The sequence below is a fragment of the Allobosea sp. Root381 genome, from assembly GCF_001429395.1.
GTDB lineage: Bacteria > Pseudomonadota > Alphaproteobacteria > Rhizobiales > Beijerinckiaceae > Allobosea.
Genome location: NZ_LMJT01000043.1, coordinates 61,017 through 77,781, shown reverse-complemented (window position 1 = coordinate 77,781; position 16,765 = coordinate 61,017). Strand labels below are relative to the sequence as shown.

21 protein-coding genes are annotated in these 16,765 nt (G+C 67.9%); 11 read left to right on the top strand and 10 right to left on the bottom strand.

Features of this window, described 5'->3' with window-relative positions; genetic code table 11:
• Positions 1-214: 214 nt before the first annotated feature.
• The 3 genes from ASE63_RS24655 to ASE63_RS24645 are packed head-to-tail and all read right to left on the bottom strand — an operon-like array spanning position 215 to position 1,896.
• A complete protein-coding gene (locus ASE63_RS24655; protein ID WP_156410592.1) occupies positions 215-655 on the bottom strand; it encodes a hypothetical protein in 441 nt (146 codons plus the stop codon).
• A 13-nt stretch (positions 656-668) separates the two neighbouring features.
• Positions 669-1,166, bottom strand: coding sequence for a hypothetical protein (locus ASE63_RS24650; protein ID WP_056808011.1), 498 nt, complete (start codon positions 1,164-1,166; stop codon positions 669-671).
• Entirely contained in the window at positions 1,150-1,896 is a 747-nt protein-coding gene (locus tag ASE63_RS24645; protein ID WP_056808009.1) for a hypothetical protein, read from the bottom strand. Before ASE63_RS24645 ends, ASE63_RS24650 begins: the two co-directional genes overlap by 17 nt.
• Positions 1,897-2,135: 239 nt before the next feature.
• On the opposite strand from ASE63_RS24645, the gene ASE63_RS24640 reads away from it, so the two are divergent.
• From ASE63_RS24640 to ASE63_RS24615, 6 genes are all read left to right on the top strand, one after another.
• A complete protein-coding gene (locus ASE63_RS24640) occupies positions 2,136-3,122 on the top strand; it encodes a TRAP transporter substrate-binding protein (protein WP_056808007.1) in 987 nt (328 codons plus the stop codon).
• 53 nt (positions 3,123-3,175) lie between these two features.
• Positions 3,176-3,958 carry a VOC family protein gene (locus ASE63_RS24635; RefSeq protein WP_056808004.1) on the top strand — a complete coding sequence of 261 codons (783 nt, stop codon included), beginning with the start codon at positions 3,176-3,178 and terminating at the stop codon, positions 3,956-3,958.
• Positions 3,959-4,088: 130 nt separating this feature from the next.
• Positions 4,089-4,346 (top strand): hypothetical protein, encoded by a 258-nt coding sequence (locus tag ASE63_RS24630; RefSeq protein ID WP_156410591.1) that lies wholly within the window; start codon positions 4,089-4,091, stop codon positions 4,344-4,346.
• Entirely contained in the window at positions 4,336-4,647 is a 312-nt protein-coding gene (locus tag ASE63_RS24625; protein ID WP_056808000.1) for a hypothetical protein, read from the top strand. The genes ASE63_RS24630 and ASE63_RS24625 overlap by 11 nt, the downstream gene beginning before the upstream one ends.
• A gap of 167 nt (positions 4,648-4,814) precedes the next feature.
• Positions 4,815-5,570: a precorrin-6A synthase (deacetylating) gene (gene cobF / locus ASE63_RS24620; protein WP_056807998.1), complete on the top strand. Its 756-nt coding sequence runs from the start codon at positions 4,815-4,817 to the stop codon at positions 5,568-5,570.
• Between the two features lie 245 nt (positions 5,571-5,815).
• Positions 5,816-6,334, top strand: coding sequence for a MarR family winged helix-turn-helix transcriptional regulator (locus ASE63_RS24615; RefSeq protein ID WP_056807996.1), 519 nt, complete (start codon positions 5,816-5,818; stop codon positions 6,332-6,334).
• Positions 6,335-6,346: 12 nt separating this feature from the next.
• Here the strand turns inward: ASE63_RS24615 and ASE63_RS24610 are convergent, their stop codons facing one another.
• Both ASE63_RS24610 and ASE63_RS24605 read right to left on the bottom strand, forming a co-directional pair.
• On the bottom strand, positions 6,347-6,598 hold the full coding sequence (locus ASE63_RS24610) for a hypothetical protein (RefSeq protein ID WP_056808157.1): 252 nt from the start codon (positions 6,596-6,598) through the stop codon (positions 6,347-6,349).
• Positions 6,599-6,702: 104 nt separating this feature from the next.
• Positions 6,703-6,987, bottom strand: coding sequence for a hypothetical protein (locus ASE63_RS24605; protein ID WP_056807993.1), 285 nt, complete (start codon positions 6,985-6,987; stop codon positions 6,703-6,705).
• Positions 6,988-7,153: 166 nt separating this feature from the next.
• Between ASE63_RS24605 and dapD the strand changes: the two genes are divergently transcribed.
• On the top strand, positions 7,154-7,996 hold the full coding sequence (gene dapD, locus ASE63_RS24600) for a 2,3,4,5-tetrahydropyridine-2,6-dicarboxylate N-succinyltransferase (protein WP_056807991.1): 843 nt from the start codon (positions 7,154-7,156) through the stop codon (positions 7,994-7,996).
• A 121-nt stretch (positions 7,997-8,117) separates the two neighbouring features.
• On the opposite strand, the gene ASE63_RS24595 is transcribed toward dapD, so the two are convergent.
• Entirely contained in the window at positions 8,118-8,672 is a 555-nt protein-coding gene (locus tag ASE63_RS24595) for a DUF1269 domain-containing protein (RefSeq protein WP_056807989.1), read from the bottom strand.
• Positions 8,673-8,787: 115 nt separating this feature from the next.
• Positions 8,788-10,296, bottom strand: coding sequence for an MDR family MFS transporter (locus tag ASE63_RS24590; protein ID WP_056807987.1), 1,509 nt, complete (start codon positions 10,294-10,296; stop codon positions 8,788-8,790).
• Positions 10,297-10,422: 126 nt separating this feature from the next.
• Between ASE63_RS24590 and ASE63_RS24585 the strand changes: the two genes are divergently transcribed.
• A complete protein-coding gene (locus ASE63_RS24585) occupies positions 10,423-10,686 on the top strand; it encodes a hypothetical protein (RefSeq protein ID WP_056807985.1) in 264 nt (87 codons plus the stop codon).
• A 15-nt stretch (positions 10,687-10,701) separates the two neighbouring features.
• Here ASE63_RS24585 and ASE63_RS24580 read toward each other — a convergent pair whose 3' ends face one another.
• The 3 genes from ASE63_RS24580 to ASE63_RS24570 form a co-directional block, all read right to left on the bottom strand.
• Positions 10,702-11,157: an RbsD/FucU domain-containing protein gene (locus tag ASE63_RS24580; protein WP_056807982.1), complete on the bottom strand. Its 456-nt coding sequence runs from the start codon at positions 11,155-11,157 to the stop codon at positions 10,702-10,704.
• A gap of 126 nt (positions 11,158-11,283) precedes the next feature.
• The gene (locus tag ASE63_RS24575; RefSeq protein ID WP_056808155.1) at positions 11,284-12,123 is read right to left on the bottom strand and encodes an amidohydrolase family protein; all 840 of its coding nucleotides are present in this window, start codon (positions 12,121-12,123) and stop codon (positions 11,284-11,286) included.
• Between the two features lie 5 nt (positions 12,124-12,128).
• Positions 12,129-13,154, bottom strand: a complete 1,026-nt coding sequence (locus ASE63_RS24570) for an aldo/keto reductase (RefSeq protein ID WP_056807981.1) — start codon at positions 13,152-13,154, stop codon at positions 12,129-12,131.
• 185 nt (positions 13,155-13,339) lie between these two features.
• Between ASE63_RS24570 and ASE63_RS24565 the strand changes: the two genes are divergently transcribed.
• The 3 genes from ASE63_RS24565 (at position 13,340) to ASE63_RS24555 (ending at position 16,599) form a co-directional block, all read left to right on the top strand.
• Positions 13,340-14,692 carry a sugar ABC transporter substrate-binding protein gene (locus ASE63_RS24565; RefSeq protein ID WP_056807979.1) on the top strand — a complete coding sequence of 451 codons (1,353 nt, stop codon included), beginning with the start codon at positions 13,340-13,342 and terminating at the stop codon, positions 14,690-14,692.
• A 156-nt stretch (positions 14,693-14,848) separates the two neighbouring features.
• Complete coding sequence (locus ASE63_RS24560) at positions 14,849-15,781, top strand: sugar ABC transporter permease (RefSeq protein ID WP_056807977.1); 933 nt, start codon at positions 14,849-14,851, stop codon at positions 15,779-15,781.
• Positions 15,781-16,599, top strand: a complete 819-nt coding sequence (locus ASE63_RS24555) for a carbohydrate ABC transporter permease (RefSeq protein WP_056807975.1) — start codon at positions 15,781-15,783, stop codon at positions 16,597-16,599. The genes ASE63_RS24560 and ASE63_RS24555 overlap by 1 nt, the downstream gene beginning before the upstream one ends.
• Positions 16,600-16,765: the final 166 nt, after the last annotated feature.

Here is a 16,765-nt window from a genome sequence, read left to right as displayed (position 1 = left end):
CGAAGCCACCCCGAACATGCCCAAGCGGCCGCGCGCCGCTGCCTTCCCGAGCACGCCTCTGAGGACGCTGACGACGCATCGAGAAAGCCTTGCAAGCTGACGGTGCGCGCTGCCGCAAGGCAATCGTCAAGAAGGGAGGCGCGAGAGTTGCGAACAACTTCTTTCGTGACGCAAGTGACGAAGTCGTCATGCGCGCGATCGCGCAGCCCGCCCGTCACCCCTGGCGCAGCCTGTGCTCCAGCATATGGGCGATCTTCACCGCCTCGCGCTCGCGCAGGATCGCCTTCTCCAGTATGGCCTGCTGCGTGTGCAGTACCTGCTTGGCCTGATCGAGCGTCGCCTCCGCCTCGCGGGCGCGCCGGCTCCAGCCTTCCACCTCGCCCGTCAGTGCCGCGATCTCGTCGCGCAGTTGGTCGCGCTCCTGCTCGGCCTCGTCGAGCGATGCCTTGGCCTTTTCCAGCACCGTCAGCAATTGCAGCTGCACGGTCTCGAAGGCCTCGCCGGCGTCGAGCACCAGGGTCAGGGTCTCGGCCGGGTCGGGCCGCTTCGAGCGCAGAGGCGTCACGGCGCGCTCCGGCGCGGGGGCGACCGCGGTCAGGCGCGGCGCCTCCCGAAGCTCCGGCGAACTCAGCATCGCGCGCATCAGGCTGGACATCCGCCGGCCTCTCTCAGCCGCGCGACGGCGCGCGGTTGGCCCGTGCGAAGGAGCTGGTCACGGCGTCGTGCAATCGCGCCAGCCAGGCCTCGGCTTCCAGCGCGCGCAGCTCCGCCTGCCGGGCCCGTTCCTCGGCGCGCCAGAGCTGGTCGTTGGTCGCCGCGATCTGCGCTTCGAGCTCGCGGATACTGGCCGCGGCCTGGCCAGCGGTCTGATGCAGGCGCTCTTCGAGCTGGGCATAGCGCTGGTCGCTGATCCGCATCGCCTCGCTGGTTTCCTCGATCAGCGCCAGCGCCGAGGGCCAGTCGCGCTGCGGTGCGGCAGGCAATGGTGCGGGAACGCCCGCGGCTGAGGCCGCAGGCGCATGGGGCGCCGGCTGGGCGGCGAGCGCATGGGGCGCGACGGCCGGGAACGCCGCGATCTTGTCGGCCGCGCTCTGGAAGGGCTCGGACGCCGATACGCTCGGCCGCAGCGCGGTGATCGTGGCGAAGTCGCTAATGGCAGACTGCATGATGGGCTCCGTTGGGGCTGGGCAGCAGGGCTGCATCGGCAGGGGGATGTTCGGGGTGCGCAAGAGTGGGCGGAACGGTCGCTGTCGCTGCCGCCGCCTGGACGGCGCAGGGCAGGGGCTCCCGCCGGTCGATCTGGTCCTGCAGCGCCCGCCGGCTGGCGCGCGCCAGTTCGAGCGCGCGCTGCAGCAGCATCCGGTCCCGGCGCTCGCCCTGCAGGGCCTCTTCCAGGCGCAGGCATTCGCGCAGCAGCGCGTCCGAAGCGTTGCCCTGCTTCGCCCTGGCAGAGCGCTGCTCGGTTTCGGCCGCGGCGACGGCGTCGTTCAGGCGCTCGATTTCGCTCATCTTGCCGGCCAGCACGGACGTTGCCGCGGCGATGCGGCGTTCCTGCCGAGCCCTGTCCAGCGCCGCCTCCTGCAGGTCCCGCTTCAGCCGCTCGATCTCGGCGGCGTCGGCCTCATGGCGTCGCAGTGCAGCGCCGTTCGTCTCGCGCTGGCGCTCCAGAGCCCTTTCGGCGCTCAAAGTCGCAGCCTGCGCCTCACGCGTCTGCAGCCGCTGCGCCTCGAACAGGGTCGTCATCGCCGTCAGCCGGCCGAGCGCGGCCTCGAGCCGCAGTTCCAGGAAGCCGTGCTGCGTCGTCGCGAGCCTGTCGAGGCTCTCGGCATTCTGCGCCTCCGATGGCGGAGCCTCGCCGGTCCAATCGTTCGAGCGGGCAATCGGAAGGGCGTTCAAGGTTGGCCTCGAAGACGAGCCTGCGGAATTTGGGGGAACGCCAACGCGAATCAGTCTGCAGACCGTATCGACTCTTCAGGAGCGGTATCAATACGAGAGTTGCCCTTAGGACGCCTGGCCACGGGCTATGCGCCGCGCGGGCTGCGTCAAGTCGCAGCCTTGGATTGGGGCGATGCGCCGCCTTATCTTGCAAACGGCCGCGATACGGCCGAGGCAGGCCCGCTAAAGGAGTTTCCCGGATGTTTCCGAGCCGCCGCATGGTGGGAGCCGGCCTACTGGCGGCCCCCGCGCTCGTTCTCGCCGGCCGGACCCAGGCCGCCGGCCGCCCGGTGACGGTCGCCTCGCTGTTTGGCGAGGACAAGCCGGAGACGAAGATCTGGCGCCGCATCGCCGAGACGCTGAGCCGGACGGCGCCGGGACGCTTCGACCTGCGCATCGTCGGCAATGCCGCGCTCGGCGGCGAGAAGGAGGTGGCGGAAGGCCTGCGCCTGAGCTCGGTCCAGGCCACGCTCTCGACGATCTCGGCGCTGTCCGGCTGGGTCCCGGAGGGACAGATCCTCGACCTGCCTTTCCTGTTCCGCGACCGCGACCATCTCCGGCGCGTTTTGGCAGGCCCGCTCGGCACGGAGCTCAAGGGCCGGTACGAAGCGCAGAGCTTCGTCGTGCTCGGCTTCATCAACTACGGGGCCCGCCATCTGCTGGCGAAGGAGCCGCTGACGACGCCCGCCGCCATTCGCGGCAAGCGCATCCGCGTCATCCAGAGCCCGCTGCACACCGAGCTCTGGTCCGGCTTCGGCGCCCATCCGACGCCGATCCCGATCCCCGAGACCTACAACGCCCTCAAGACCGGCGTGGTCGACTGCATGGACCTGACCAAATCGGCCTATGTCGGCTTCCGCCTGCACGAGGTCGTGCCGTGGCTGATCGAGACCGGCCATATCTGGGCGAGCGGCGTCGTCATGGTCTCGGCCGGCTTCTGGAAGGGGCTGGCGCCGGCCGACAGAGAGGCCTTCGCCGCGGCCGCCGCCGAGAGCACGGCCTATTTCGACGCGCTGATCGTCGCCGACGAGGAGGCCTCGATGGCCAAGGCGGCATCGGACGGCGGTAAAGTCGCCCAGCCCGAAGACAGGACCGCCTGGGAGGCGGGCGCCCGCAAGGTCTGGACGAGCTTCGCCCCCAGGCTCGGCGGCCTCGACAAGATCGAGGCCATCGCCCGCAGCGCCTGATCCGTCCCCGTCATTCCCCTCAACAAGACCGCCAACGCGCAAGGAGGCCCTTCATGCCTTTGTCCATCGACCACATCGTCATCGCCGTGACCGATCTCGACCAGGCGATGCGCGACTACGAGGCGTTGGGCTTCACGGTGCTGGCCGGCGGCGAGCATCCGCGCGGCTCGCGCAACGCGCTGGTCGTGCTGGCGGACGGCGCCTATCTCGAGATCATCGCCTTTGCCCGGCCGGTGCCGGATTTCCGCTGGTGGAACGTGCTGAACGATGCCGGCAGCGGCCTCGTCGACTACGCCCTGCTGCCGGCGGATACGCTCGATACCGATCTCGCCCGCGCGCGCGCCGCCGGCATCGAGATCGACGGGCCGATCGACGGCGCGCGGCTGAAGCCTGATGGTACCGACATCGCCTGGCGCTCGGCCCGGCCGCCCGAGCCCGACATCCCCTTCCTCTGCGAGGATGTCACGCCGCGCGCGCTGCGCGTGCCGGAGGGCACCGCCCGCGAGCACGCCAACGGCGTCACCGGCATCGCTGGCGTCACCGTCGCGGTGCGCGATCTCGCCGCTTCGGTCGCCCGCTACAAGGCGCTGACCGGGCTGGAACCGGCGGCTTTCGGCACGGTGCCGGGCCTCGGCTTCGGTCTGGCCCAGTTCAGGCTCGGCCGGCAGGTGCTGTCGCTGACGGAAGCGCGCAGCGACGCCTGCGAGGGGCTGACGCGCCATCTCGACCGCCGCGGACAGGGCGCCTTCGCGATCTCCTTCTTCGGCCCGGCCGACCGCCCCCTCGACCGGGCGCTCGCCCATGGCGCCAGGCTCGAGATCGTCGGCGAGCACTAGATTCGTATTCGGGAAGAGTGGGGCGTACATTCGAATAGTTCTATTTATTCAATAAAAACAATTACTTGATAGCTCATGGCTTCGCGCCTATCTGTTCGCCGTGATGGAATCACAGCGAATGGAGATGTCGATGGCTGGAGTAAGCGAGGCGGATGTCGCCGCTGCGATCGGGCGCATCGACGAGATCATCATCCGCGAGGTCGTCCGCACCGAGGCGAGTCGCCTCGAGCTGCGCCGCGCCGTCGCGCTGGCGCGGCAGCCGTTGGGCATCGAGGCGAGCCAGGCCCTGCCCCCGCGGATGCAGCGGCTGGTCGATCTGCTGACCGTGGCCTTGCCCGAGGCGGAGTTGTCGCGGCGCGCGGTCGGAAGGGTGCGCCATGCTGCCTGACGCCCGTGCACTCCGGCAGGATGCGCGCGCCGAACTGCGCCAGCTCGTGATGGCTGCGTTCTGCGGCGTCCTGCACGAGAGCCGGCTTTCGCCGCAGGCGGTCCTCGAACTCGCTGCCGAAGCCATCGGCTCCGTCTATCGCGAGGTCGCGGACGCCCATCTCGGCGATACCTCCTGCCCCTGTGGCTGGCAGCCCGAGCCGGCGGCCGACATCGCTGCGCTCCAGGCAGCGCTGGCGCGTGTCGCCGCGGCCCGGCCCGACTTCGATCTGGCGCAGGTCGAGGTCGCCGGCCGCGCCTGACGCGCGGCGATCCCCAGCCCTCATCCTGAGGAGCCGCCCGAGGCGGCGTCTCGAAGGATGCTCCAGGAGGCTCCGGAACCATCTGGAACATCCTGAGGCAGCCCTTCGGGGTTCCTCAGGATGAGGGCTCGCTCTATGAGGCGTGCTCCACGGATCGCGAGGCGGGGATGCGCAAACTTCTGATCGTCGGCATCGGCGCGGGCGACCCAGACCTGATGACGGTCCAGGCCATCAAGGCCCTGAACCGGGCCGATGTCGTGTTCCTGCCGGACAAGGGCGAGGAGAAGGCGGCGCTGCGCCACCTGCGCGAGCAGATCTGCGACCGCTTCATCGAGAAGCCCTATCGGACCGTGACGATCGAAACGCCGCAGCGCGCGCCGGCAGGCAGCGACTATCGCGGCGTCGTCGATGACTGGCACGGCCGCATCGCCGCGAACTACGACCGCCTGTTCCGCGAGGAACTCCCGGCGGGGCAGTTCGGCGCGCTGCTCGTCTGGGGCGATCCCGCGCTCTATGACAGCACGCTGCGCATCGTCGAGCGCGTGCGCGCCGGCGGCCTCGCCCTCGACTGGGAGGTGATCCCCGGCATCAGCAGCATCCAGTTGCTGGCGGCGCGTCACAAGATTCCGCTCAACCGCATCGGCGAGCCCGTGCTGATCACCACCGGGAGAAAGCTCGTCGCCGGCTTTCCGGCCGGGCAGGACAGCGTCATCGTCATGCTCGACGGCGAGCAGGCCTTCCGGCAGATCGCGCCCGAGGACCTCGAGATCTACTGGGGCGCCTATCTCGGCACCGAGCACGAAATCCTGATTGCCGGCCGCCTCGCCGATGTCGCGGACGAGGTCGAGCGTGTCCGTGCCCAAGCCAGGCGGAAGCAGGGCTGGATCATGGACACCTATCTGCTGCGGCGGGCGAAGGCCTAGGGTGCTGATTTTACACGGAAACATGGACGTCATCCCGGGCCAGGCCCGGAAGCCATCGAAGGGTGGCGAGCTCTACGATGGATCCCTGAGCTGCGCTGCTTCGCAGCTTGTCCGGGATGACGGTTTGGTTCCGAGAAAGCCCGGCAGGTTCTAGCGGCGCCACAGCTCTTCCGCTGCGACCTCGCGCCGCTTGCTCCGGGCGCCGAGGCGGGGTCAGATGGCTGCGGGCCATTGCAGGGTGGGGCATGCCTTCGACGAAACGCAGCGGGGCCGCCGGATCAGGCGGTGTTGACCGGGACGTTCTGGATCTCGGCGCCTACGTCCCGTACTTTCTGACGGCGATCTCCAATACCTGGTCGCGCAGTTCGTCGCGGCTTTATCTCGAGCGTTTCGGCGTCGGCGTCACCGAATGGCGGCTGATCTCGCAGCTCGCCATCGAGCCCGGCATCGCGGCGCAGCGCATCTGCGAGATCATCGGCCTGGACAAGGGCGCCGTCAGCCGCAGCGTCGCGGCGCTGGTCGCGGCGGGGCATGTCGCGGAAGGTGTGGACGGGCGCGACGGCCGTCGCCAGCTCCTCGAACTGACCGCCAGCGGCTATGCGCTGCACGACCGGCTGATCGCGCTGGCGACGCGGCGCGAGCAGATCCTGCTGGACGCCCTGACGCCGGAGGAGCGCGATCAGTTCACCGACTTCCTGCGCCGCATCCATGCGCGCCTGCCGGCGCTGCGGGAGTTTCGGCCGGAGGCGAAGGACGAAGCCTAGCGCTGCTGCGCCTCACCAGCGCCTGTAACCATAGCCATAGCCGAACCCGACATAGGGCCCGCCAAAATCGCGATAGGCGAGGGCCCGCCTGTCGGCCGAGCGGTTGAGGTCGATTGCCTGCAGGCATTCCGCGAAGGCGTCCGTTCGGCCACGGAAGCCGAAGCCGTGGCATTTCTCGACATCGAGCGCGCGCTGCTCCTCAGCGGTGATGCAACCCCCGGCAGCGAGCGTCAGGGCCAGGGCCGCGATCGGCGCGATCTTCATCTCCGGCATCCTCGTCTAAAATCCAGCGACATCAGAAAAGGCCGCAATTGCGTCGAGATTGCGAAGATTTGCGCTCGCGCAGGCGCGCCCGCTGCCGAATATCCTCAATCCCAGCGCATATCGGTCTTGCAGCGATAACCGACGAAGCAGCTCGGCGTGTCGCGGCTCGGCACCCAGGCCGGGTCGAGAATATCGCCGTGCTGGCAGAAGCTGAGGTCGTTGACGAAGCGGTCATAGGTGTAGCCGCCCGTGCCGAGCACGATCGCGCCGTTGGAGGCCACGCTCTGCCGGTTGGCGGCGCAGGTCCGCTCCGGCGAGGATGGCCGCGGCTGGGCGAGTGCCGCGCCAGTCGCCAGCACCAGCATCAGGGAGAGGACGATACGCTTCATGGGGACCTCCGGCAGCAACGGTTCCAAGCCCTCAGTCTAACACGGCACGCGCGGCGGCGTTCCCCGCGCAGGCGGCTTTTCGGGCGCCCGTGCCTGACGCACATGCTTGACGCAGCAGTCGGCATCCGCCATCGCTCCGGCGTCTCGTGAAAGCCGGAGCCGTGCCATGTCGCTGACCGATCTCGCCGCCACCATCGACGCAGCCTGGGAGGCCCGCGCCGAAATCGGCATCAACACCAGGGGTGCCGTTCGCGATGCCGTCGAGCAGGCGATCGAGATGCTCGATTCGGGCGAAGCCCGCGTCGCCGAGAAGCAGGGCACTGAGTGGGTCGTGCATCAGTGGCTGAAGAAGGCGGTGCTTCTCTCCTTCCGCCTGACTGACAACATGATCATCGCCAACGGCCCGGGAGAGGGCGTGTTCTGGGACAAGGTGCCGTCCAAGTTCGAGGGCTGGGGCGAGAACCGCTTCCGCGCCGCGGGCTTCCGCGTCGTGCCGCCGGCCGCGGCGCGCAAGGGCTCCTACATCGCCGCGAACGTCGTGCTGATGCCGTCCTTCGTCAATATCGGCGCCTATGTCGATTCCGGCACCATGGTCGATACCTGGGCGACGGTCGGCTCCTGCGCCCAGATCGGCAAGAACGTGCATCTCTCGGGCGGCGTCGGCATCGGCGGGGTGCTCGAGCCGCTGCAGGCCAACCCGACCATCATCGAGGACAACTGCTTCATCGGCGCCCGCTCCGAGGTCGTCGAGGGCGTGATCGTCGGCGAGGGCTCTGTGCTCTCGATGGGTGTCTTCCTCTCGGGCTCGACCAAGATCGTCGACCGCGCCACCGGCCAGGTCCATATCGGCAAGGTACCGCCCTATTCGGTGGTGGTGCCGGGCTCGCTGCCGGGCAAGCCTTTCCCGGACGGCACGCCCGGCCCCTCGCTCTCCTGCGCCGTCATCGTCAAGACCGTCGACGCCCAGACGCGCTCGAAGACCGGCATCAACGAGCTGCTGCGCGACTGAGATCGCGGCCTCCTCGTCCTTGCGAGGAGGGGCAGCCGACGAAGCAATCCAGGGGCGGCAGAGCTCCGTATCCCCCTGGATTGCTTCGCTTACGCTCGCAATGACGGCGAAAGCTGCCGGCTCAACCCACCGGGCTCGGCGCACCTGCTCCTTCGGGCGCGGGGCCGTCCGGGCGCGGGGCGGCGGTGCCGGTCGTGGCGGCCAGCGCGTCGCGCAGGGCCTGCTCGCGGTCATGGTCGAGCGAGGTCTTCAAAACCACGCCGCCGGTGCCCTTGATCGCCTCCAGCACCTTGTCGCCGGTCACCTTCCGGACCAGCACGAACAGCGCCGCATTGCCGGGCTGCAGGCTGTTCGAGAGTTCCTTCATGAACTTGTCGTCGACGCCGTAATCGGTCAGCGCGCCGCCGAGCGCGCCCGACGCAGCGCCGATCGCCGCACCGAAGACCGGCATCAGGAAGATCGCACCGATCAGCAGGCCCCAGAAAGAGCCCGAGACGGCGCCCATCGCGGTGGTATTGAGCAACTGGTTCAGCTTCACCTTGCCGTTCTCGTGCATCACGGCGATGGCGGCGTCGCTGATCTCGATCAGGTATTCCTTCTGCAGCGTGAACAGCTTCTGGCGCATCTCCTCGGCGCGCGCCTCGGTCGGATAGACGATGACGACGAGATCGGACATGGGGGCTCTCCTGCCACTTTGTGGATGTCGACGCTGGACCGGGTGACGGTCGGTAACGCGAGCAGGCTAGCCCAAAGCGGCGCGTCCGTCTTGGCCTGGATCAAACGACCTGCGGTCAGTCGCCCGAAAGCGCCTCCGCCGCGGCCTGGGTGCTGGTGCGCAGCGGCAGCTCCTTCATCCGGATCAGGAAGGCGAGCGCGCAGGCGAAGCCGGCGAAGGTCGCCCAGAAGACATAGCGGAACAGCACGACCATCGTCTCGCGGTCGACGGCGTCGAGCTTCATCGTCTCATGCGACATGCCGGAGCCGGACATGCCCGCCCCGCCCAGCACGATCGCGCCGAAAACCGCGACGATCAGCGCCCCGCCGATCTGCCGGAAGAAGTTGGCCGTCCCCGTCGCCGTACCGAGCTGATGCGGCTTGACCGCGTTCTGGATCGCGACGGTGGCGACCGGCAGCATGGTGCCGAAGCCGATGCTGATCAGCCCGAGCAGCAGGCAGAAGGGCAGGAGCGGCATGCGGCCGGCATAAATCGCGAGCAGCGCGACGCCGGATGCGGCGAAGGCGAGCCCGATCACGGGCACGCGCTTGTAATGGGTCAGCCGCGCCATCGCCCGGCCGGACGCCGTCGCGCCGATCACGGTGCCGCAGGTCAGCGGCAGCAGACCGAGCCCGGAGGAACCGGCGCTCAAGCCCATCACCATCTCGAAATAGACCGGCAGGTAGATCGTCAGCCCGATGAAGGTGCCCATGCCGAAACCGGCAGAGATCGTGCCCATCCGCACCACCGGGTTGGCCAGCACGTCGAGCGGGATCAGCGGCTCCTTCGCCGTCCGCAGCCGCCAGGCGAAGCAGAGCCAGAGCGCGAGAGAGAGGGCCAGCAACCCGCCGATCGGCGCCGAGCGCCAGGGGTAATAAGTCCCGCCCCAGGACAGGGCGAGCAGCAGTGTCACCGTCGCAGCCGTGATCAGCACCGCGCCGAGGATGTCGAGCTCATGCGGCCGCTCATGCCGCGGCAGCCGCTTCAGCGCCGAACTCGTCATCCAATAGGCGCCGAGCCCGAGCGGCAGGTTGATCCAGAAGATCACCGACCAGTGCAGCTTCTCGGCGATGATGCCGCCCAGCACCGGGCCGAGCAGCGAGGACGACATGAAGACGGCGGCGAAATAGACCTGGTAGCGCCCGCGCTCCTTGGGCGAGACCATGTCGGCGATGATGGTCTGAGCCAGCGCGATCAGCCCGCCGCCGCCCAGCCCCTGGATGAAGCGCGCCAGCACCAAAAGCCAGAGCGAGGGCGCAATCGCGCAGGCGATCGAGCCCGCGACGAAGACGACGATGCCCGACAGCAGCACGACCCGCCGGCCATGGATGTCGGCGAGCTTGCCGTAAAGCGGCGTCACCGCGGTCGAGGCCAGGAGATAGGACGTTACCACCCAGGACAGATGCGTGGTGTCGCCGAGCTCACGCCCGATCGTCGGCATCGCGGTCGCGACGATGGTCTGGTCGAGCGCCGCCAGGAACATCGCCAGCATGATGCCGAACAGGATGCTGCGGATGTCCTCATGGCGCATCGACGGAGGGGCGGTCGCCGCCTCGCCTGCCTGCGTCGCGCTGCGCTGGTCCATGAAAACCGAACTTGTCCTGCAGATTTGTTGGACTCAAGTTTAGAAGCGGCCTAGGCCATGCACCAGATGCGGGGCCGGTCTGGCGGCCATGCCCTGAGAGGCAGTCACCCGCGATGGAGCCCGATCATGGCGAAGAAGACCCCGGAGCAGCTCGCCCGCGAATTCGAGGGCCGCAAGGCCAAGGGGCTGGCCAAGGGGGCGGCCGCCTTCTGGCCGAACATCATCGCCAATGCCGTGCTGAAGCTCACCGCCGCCCGGGCCGAGATCACCGTGGCCGCACTGACCGAGCTGATCACCAAGGATGCCGAGTCGAACGACGTCACGCTCAGCGCCGGTGCGACCGAGGCGCTGGCGCGGCTGCGTCAGGCGGTGGCCAAGGCCGCCGACTGATCGAGAGAGGCGCGCTCAGCCCGGCTCGCCGGCGATCACACCCTTGCGCAACAGGAAGCAGCCATAGGGCCGCGGATCGCCGACCTGCACAACCGCGAAGGCGGCTTTCGCAGCCTCGTAGAAGGCGAAGCGCCCGATGCCGGCGAGCGGTTCCGGGCGTCCGAGCGCCTGGTCGATCTCGCGCTGGACCGCCGCCTGCACCTCGGGGATTGCCTCCGCATCGCCAACCACCTGCATACGACGTAGCGGCTCAGGCTCGAAATCGTCGATCGGCAGAACCGAGAGAATGGCCCGTGCCGCCCGCTCCATCGTCAGCCCGGGTAGCCGGACGAGCCGCCCGGACGTCGTCGCCCGCGCGATCGTCTCGGCCGGGTGGTTGGCATCGACCAAGGCGAGGTCATCACCATGTCCCATGGCGGCCAGCAGCCAGAGCAGGTCGGCGGAGAGCACGGGGTCGAGGTTCTTCAGCATGGTCGTCTTCCAGAGTTCACGGTCGTCATTGCGAGGAGCGTTAGCGACGAAGCAATCCAGGGGGACGTAGAGCACTGCCGCCCTGGATTGCTTCGCTGCGCTCGCAATGACGGCAAGGTCCGAGGTTCACTTACGTCCTCCTCGCGAAAGATAGACCCGCGCGGCATTGCCACCGAACACCGCCTCGCGTTCGCCGTCGGTGCAGCCCTCCAGCAGCGCCTCCGCGGTCTCGATCCAGTGCGAATACTCCGCCCGCAAGGTCAGCACAGGCCAGTCGCTGCCGAAGATCAGCCGCTGTGGGCCGAAGGTCGCGAGCAGATGCGCCACGACGGGGCGCAGGGTCTCGATCGTCCAGTCCGCTGCGGACTCGGTCACCAGGCCCGACAGCTTGCAGACCACATTGGGATGAGCGGCGAGCGCGGCGATGCCCGCGCGCCAGTCCGCGAGATCGCCAGTGACGAGGTCGGGCTTGGCGGCATGGTCGATCACGACCGGCAGTTCGGGCTCGCGGGCCAGTATGGCGAGCGCTGCCGGGATGTGGCGGGGCAGCAGCAGCGCGTCGAAGACGAGGCCATGCGCGCGCATCGCTGCGAAGGCGGGCGCGAGCGCAGGCTTCGCGAGCCAGTCGTCGTCCGCGATGTCCTGGACCATCGGACGCAGGCCGACGAGACCGTCATGGCTCGCGAGAAGTTCGATCCGCCGCGCGATGTCGGGCGCATCGAAATCGGCCCAGCCCACCACGCCCGCGACGAACGGCGTGCGCGCCGCGATGCCGAGCAGGAAGCGCGTCTCCGCCTCGGTCGGTGCGGCCTGGACGAGGATGGTCCGGTCGATCGCGTGGCGTGCAAGCAGGGGCGCGAGGTCGGCTGGCCCGAAATCGCGATAGATCGGCCCGAGCGCCGGCCTCAGCCAACCGTAATCGGCCCGCGCGAGCTGCCAGAAATGCTGATGGGCATCGATCCGCATCGGCTTCACGCCGGCACCGGTACGTCGCGGCCGAGCAGCCCCTCGGCCTTGAGCTCGGCCCAGAGCGCAGCTGGCACGGGCTGCGAGAGTTCGGCGATCTGATCCTGTACCTCCGCCGGCGAGATCGCTCCCATGACGAGGCTCGCCACCGCCGGATGGCCGAGCGGAAAATGCAGCGCTGCCCGGCGCAGCGGAACTCCATGGCGGGCGCAGACCGCCTCGATCGCCGCGACCCGGGCGAGGATATCGGGCGGGGCGGGGTTGTAGTTGTACTTCGCCCCCGCCACCGGCCCGGTCGCGAGGATACCGGAATTGAAGACGCCGCCGAGCATCAGCCCAATGCCCTTCTGCTCTGCCAGCGCCATGAAGGAGGCGAGCGCCGGTTGCTCCAGGAGCGAGTAGCGCCCGGCCAGCAGCATCGTGTCGAAGTCGCCTTCGCGCGCGAAGCGCTCGCACATCTGCGCCTCGTTGACGCCGACGCCGATTGCCTTGACCGCACCGGCCGCCCGCAGGCGCTCCAGCGCACGATAGGCTCCCGCCATCGCCTCGGAGAAACGCTGCTCGACCATCGCTTCGCCATGCGTCCAGGCATCGACGTCGTGGATCAGCACGATGTCGATGCTGTCGACGCCGAGACGCAGCGCGGATTGCTCGAGCGAGCGCATCGCGCCGTCATGAGAGTAGTCGAAGCGCATCCCATGCGGCAGTCCGCCCCGATAGCCGGAGCCGTCGCCACGCCCTGCGAAAGGCTCGGCGACGCGGCCGACCTTGGTCGAAAGCGCGATGCCATCCCGGCCCGCGCGGCGCAGGGCGGTGCCGATGCGGTGCTCGGAGAGGCCGTGGCCATAGAGCGGGGAGGTGTCGATCAGCGTGACGCCGCCTGCGATCGCGGCCTCGACGGTCGCCACGGCCTCTTGCTCGTCGAGATGGGCATAGAGGTCGCCGAGCGGGGCAGCCCCGAAGCCGAGCATCGAGACGGATAATCCGCTGCGGCCGAGCGGGCGCGGGGCGAGGGGGCTGGCGGGCAGCATGAGAGGAGCGTTTCCGTTATCGTTGCAGCACTATGTGCATACCAACATGTTAGCTTGCAACCGTCTTCGGGTCGGGGTAGCGTCGCCGCCAAGATGGTTGCCGGAGACCGGGTCGAAACCCGGCGCGGACGATCAGATCAACAGGCCCGCGAAGGGCAGGCAACAGTCCAGGGAGGACGTTTTCCATGAGCGACATCATTCTCAAGCCGACCCGTCGCGCTCTGATGCGTGGCGCCGCCGCTCTAGGGGCGGCCGGCGCCATCGGCTCGCCCATGGTGCTGCGCGAGGCGCGGGCGCAGGGTGCGTTCAACTGGAAGCGCTTCTCCGGCACCAGCATCGACGTGCTGCTGGTCAAGAACCCGCGTTCGGACCTGTTCCAGGCGGCCGAGAAGGAGTTTACCGAACTCACCGGCATCAAGGTCTCCTCCGAGCAGGTACCGGAGCAGCAGCAGCGCCAGAAGGCGGTGATCGAGTTCGCCTCGGGCAGGCCCAGCTTCGACGTCAGCGGCATCTCGCTGCATGTGCAGAAGCGCATGGCGGCGAAGGGCAAATGGTTCGCCGACCTGACGCCGATGATCAAGGACGCGGCGCTGACCTCGCCGGACTTCAACTTCGAGGATTTCGGCGCCGGCGCGGTCGCCTATGCCCGCCAGGCCGATGGGGCGCTCGATACGCTGCCCTTCTTCGTCGATTACTGGATGGTCTACTACAACAAGGAGCTCTTCGACGCGAAGGGTGTGGCCTTCCCCAAGACGATGGACGAGATGGCGGTCGCCGCCGCCAAGCTGAACGACCCCGCCAAGGGCGTCGCCGGCTTCGTCTCGCGCGGCCTGAAGAACGCCAACGTCCCGGTCTGGGCCTGCCTGCTGCTCGGCCAGGGCATCGAGACCACCTCCGCAGAGGGCAAGCTGCTCACCGATACACCGGAGGCGATCTGGGCCGGCGAGCTCTACAAGAAGCTCAACAAGGACACCGGCCCCGTCGGTCAGGTCGGCTTCAACTGGAACGAGTGCCAGACCACCTTCATGCAGGGCCGCGCCGCGATGTGGCTGGACGGCATCGGCTTCGCGACGCCGCTCGAGGACCCGTCGAAGTCCCGCATCGTCGGCAAGGTCGGCTATGGCGTCACCCCGCCCGGCCCCAAGGCGCATCACGCCGGCATGTTCGGCGACGGCATCGGCATATCGCGCGGCTCGCAGAAGAAGGAAGCCGCCTGGCTCTACATCCAGCACATGACCAACAAGGCCCAGCAGCTCGCCATGCTGAAGGCGGGCGCCGGCGCACCGGCCCGTTCCTCGGCCTATGTCGACAAGGCGACGATCGAATCCTCCAAGTTCGGCAAGCAGTATTTCGACTGCCTGCTCGACTCGGCCAAGATCGCCCGCGCCGCGCTGCCGCAGATCGTCCCGGTCACGGAGTTCCGCGACGTCTTCGGCGTCGGCCTGACCAACATGATCGGCGGCGCCGATGTCGCGGCCGAGCTGAAGAAGGCCACGGAAGCCTTCGCGCCGGTCCTCGCCAAGAGCGAGCAGGGGTAAGCGAGCAAGGGTGAGCGAGCGGAACAGCGCGGCGCCACAGCGTCATGGTGGGGCTTGTCCCGACCATCCACGTCTTCGCCGATGACGCGCAGTGTTCAAGACGTGGATGCTCGCCACAAGGGCGAGCATGACGGGTTGGTTCGAGCGAATTCAGTCATGACAGCTACATCACTGCCTACAGCGACGATCACGACCTCTCCGCAGCCGGCCTCGGCACATGCATCCGCCGATTTCACGCCGCGCTACTGGCTGTTCGCGGCCCCGGCGGTGCTGGTCGTGGCGGCGGTGATCGTCTTCCCCTGGCTGTTCACGCTCTACATGTCCTCGCAGGACTGGAAGATCGGCGGCGGGCCGGAATTCGTCGGCCTGCACAATTTCCGCGAGCTTTTCAACGACGCGCGCTTCATCGAGTCGATGGGGCACACGGCCTATTTCACGATTCTCGCCGTGGTGCTTCCCATCGTGTTCGGTACGGCGGCGGCGCTGGTCTTCCACCGCGAATTCCCGTTCCGCGGCCTGCTGCGCACCATCTTCGTGATGCCGATGATGGCGACGCCGGTCGCCGTCGCGCTGGTCTGGACGATGATGTTCCATCCCCAGCTCGGCGTGCTGAACTACCTGCTCTCGCTGGTCGGCATCGGGCCGCAGCCCTGGGTCTATTCGCCCAATGCGGTGATCCCGACGCTGATCCTGGTCGAGGTCTGGCACTGGACGCCGCTGGTCATGCTGATCGTGCTCGGCGGCCTCGCCGGCCTCCCGGCCGAGCCCTATGAATCCGCGCTCATCGACGGCGCCAATGACTGGCACATGTTCCGGCACATCACGCTGCCGCTGGTCTGGCCCTTCATCATGGTGGCGATCGTGATCCGTACCATCGATGCGCTGAAGGCCTTCGACACGATCTTCGTCATCACCCAGGGCGGCCCGGGTACGGCCTCCGAGACGCTGAACATCTTCCTCTATCTGCAGGCCTTCCAGTTCTACAAGATTGGCTACGCCTCGGCCGTGGTGGTGATCTTCTTCGTCATCATCATCATGCTCTCGCTGCTGCTGCTCTACGCGCGGCAGAAGTCGAAGTGGAACGCGTGATGACCCGCCTCCTTAAGCGCATCGGCTTCTGGGCCTCGGTCTTCGTGCTGGTCTCGCCGGCGGTGCTGGTCTTCCTCTGGATGATCTCGCTGTCCTTCAAGAACGAGCTCGACAACACCGCCTTCCCGCCGGTCTTCATCCCGAACCCGCCGACACTGAAGAATTACGTCGACGTGTTCGAGAAGAACGATTTCGCGCTCTATCTCTGGAACTCGATCCTGGTCACCGGCGGCGCGGTGCTGATCGGCCTCGCCGTCGGGGTGCCCGCCGGCTACGGCATCGCCCGCGGCAAGGCGACGAAATTCGCGATCCTGATCCTGGTTGCGCGGATGACGCCGGCGCTGTCCTACCTCATCCCGCTCTTCCTGCTGTTCCAGATCACCGGGCTCGTGGGCACCATTACCGCGCTGGTGATCACCCATCTCGTCATCACCATCCCGATCATCGTCTGGATCATGATCGGCTATTTCGAGAACGTGCCGATGGAGCTGGAGGATGCCGCCCGCATCGACGGCGCCACCACCTGGCAGGCCTTCCGCCATGTCGCGCTGCCGCTGGCGCGCCCAGGCATCGTCGTCGGCGGCATCCTCGCCTTCATCTTCTCCTGGAACAACTTCATCTTCTCGGTCGTGCTCGGCGGCAAGGCGAGCCGTACGCTGCCCTCGGCCGTCTACAATTCGCTGACCTTCGAGCAGATCTCCTGGGGGCCGCTGGCCGCTGCCGCGCTGCTCGTCACGCTTCCGGTGCTGCTGGTCACGGTGCTGGCCCAGCGCGAGATCGTCGCCGGGCTCTCCGCCGGAGGGCTGAAAGATGGCTGATCGTCATTGCGGGCGCAGCGAACCAGTCCCGGGCCGGCGACGCTCTACAGCTCCCTGGACTGCGTCGTCGCTCCGCCCCTCGCAATGACGGCGGAACACTTGTTTTGCGCATGTGTGCAAACTAACATGTCAGTCGAAATTCACTTTGGCGCCTTCCTCTCCCGAA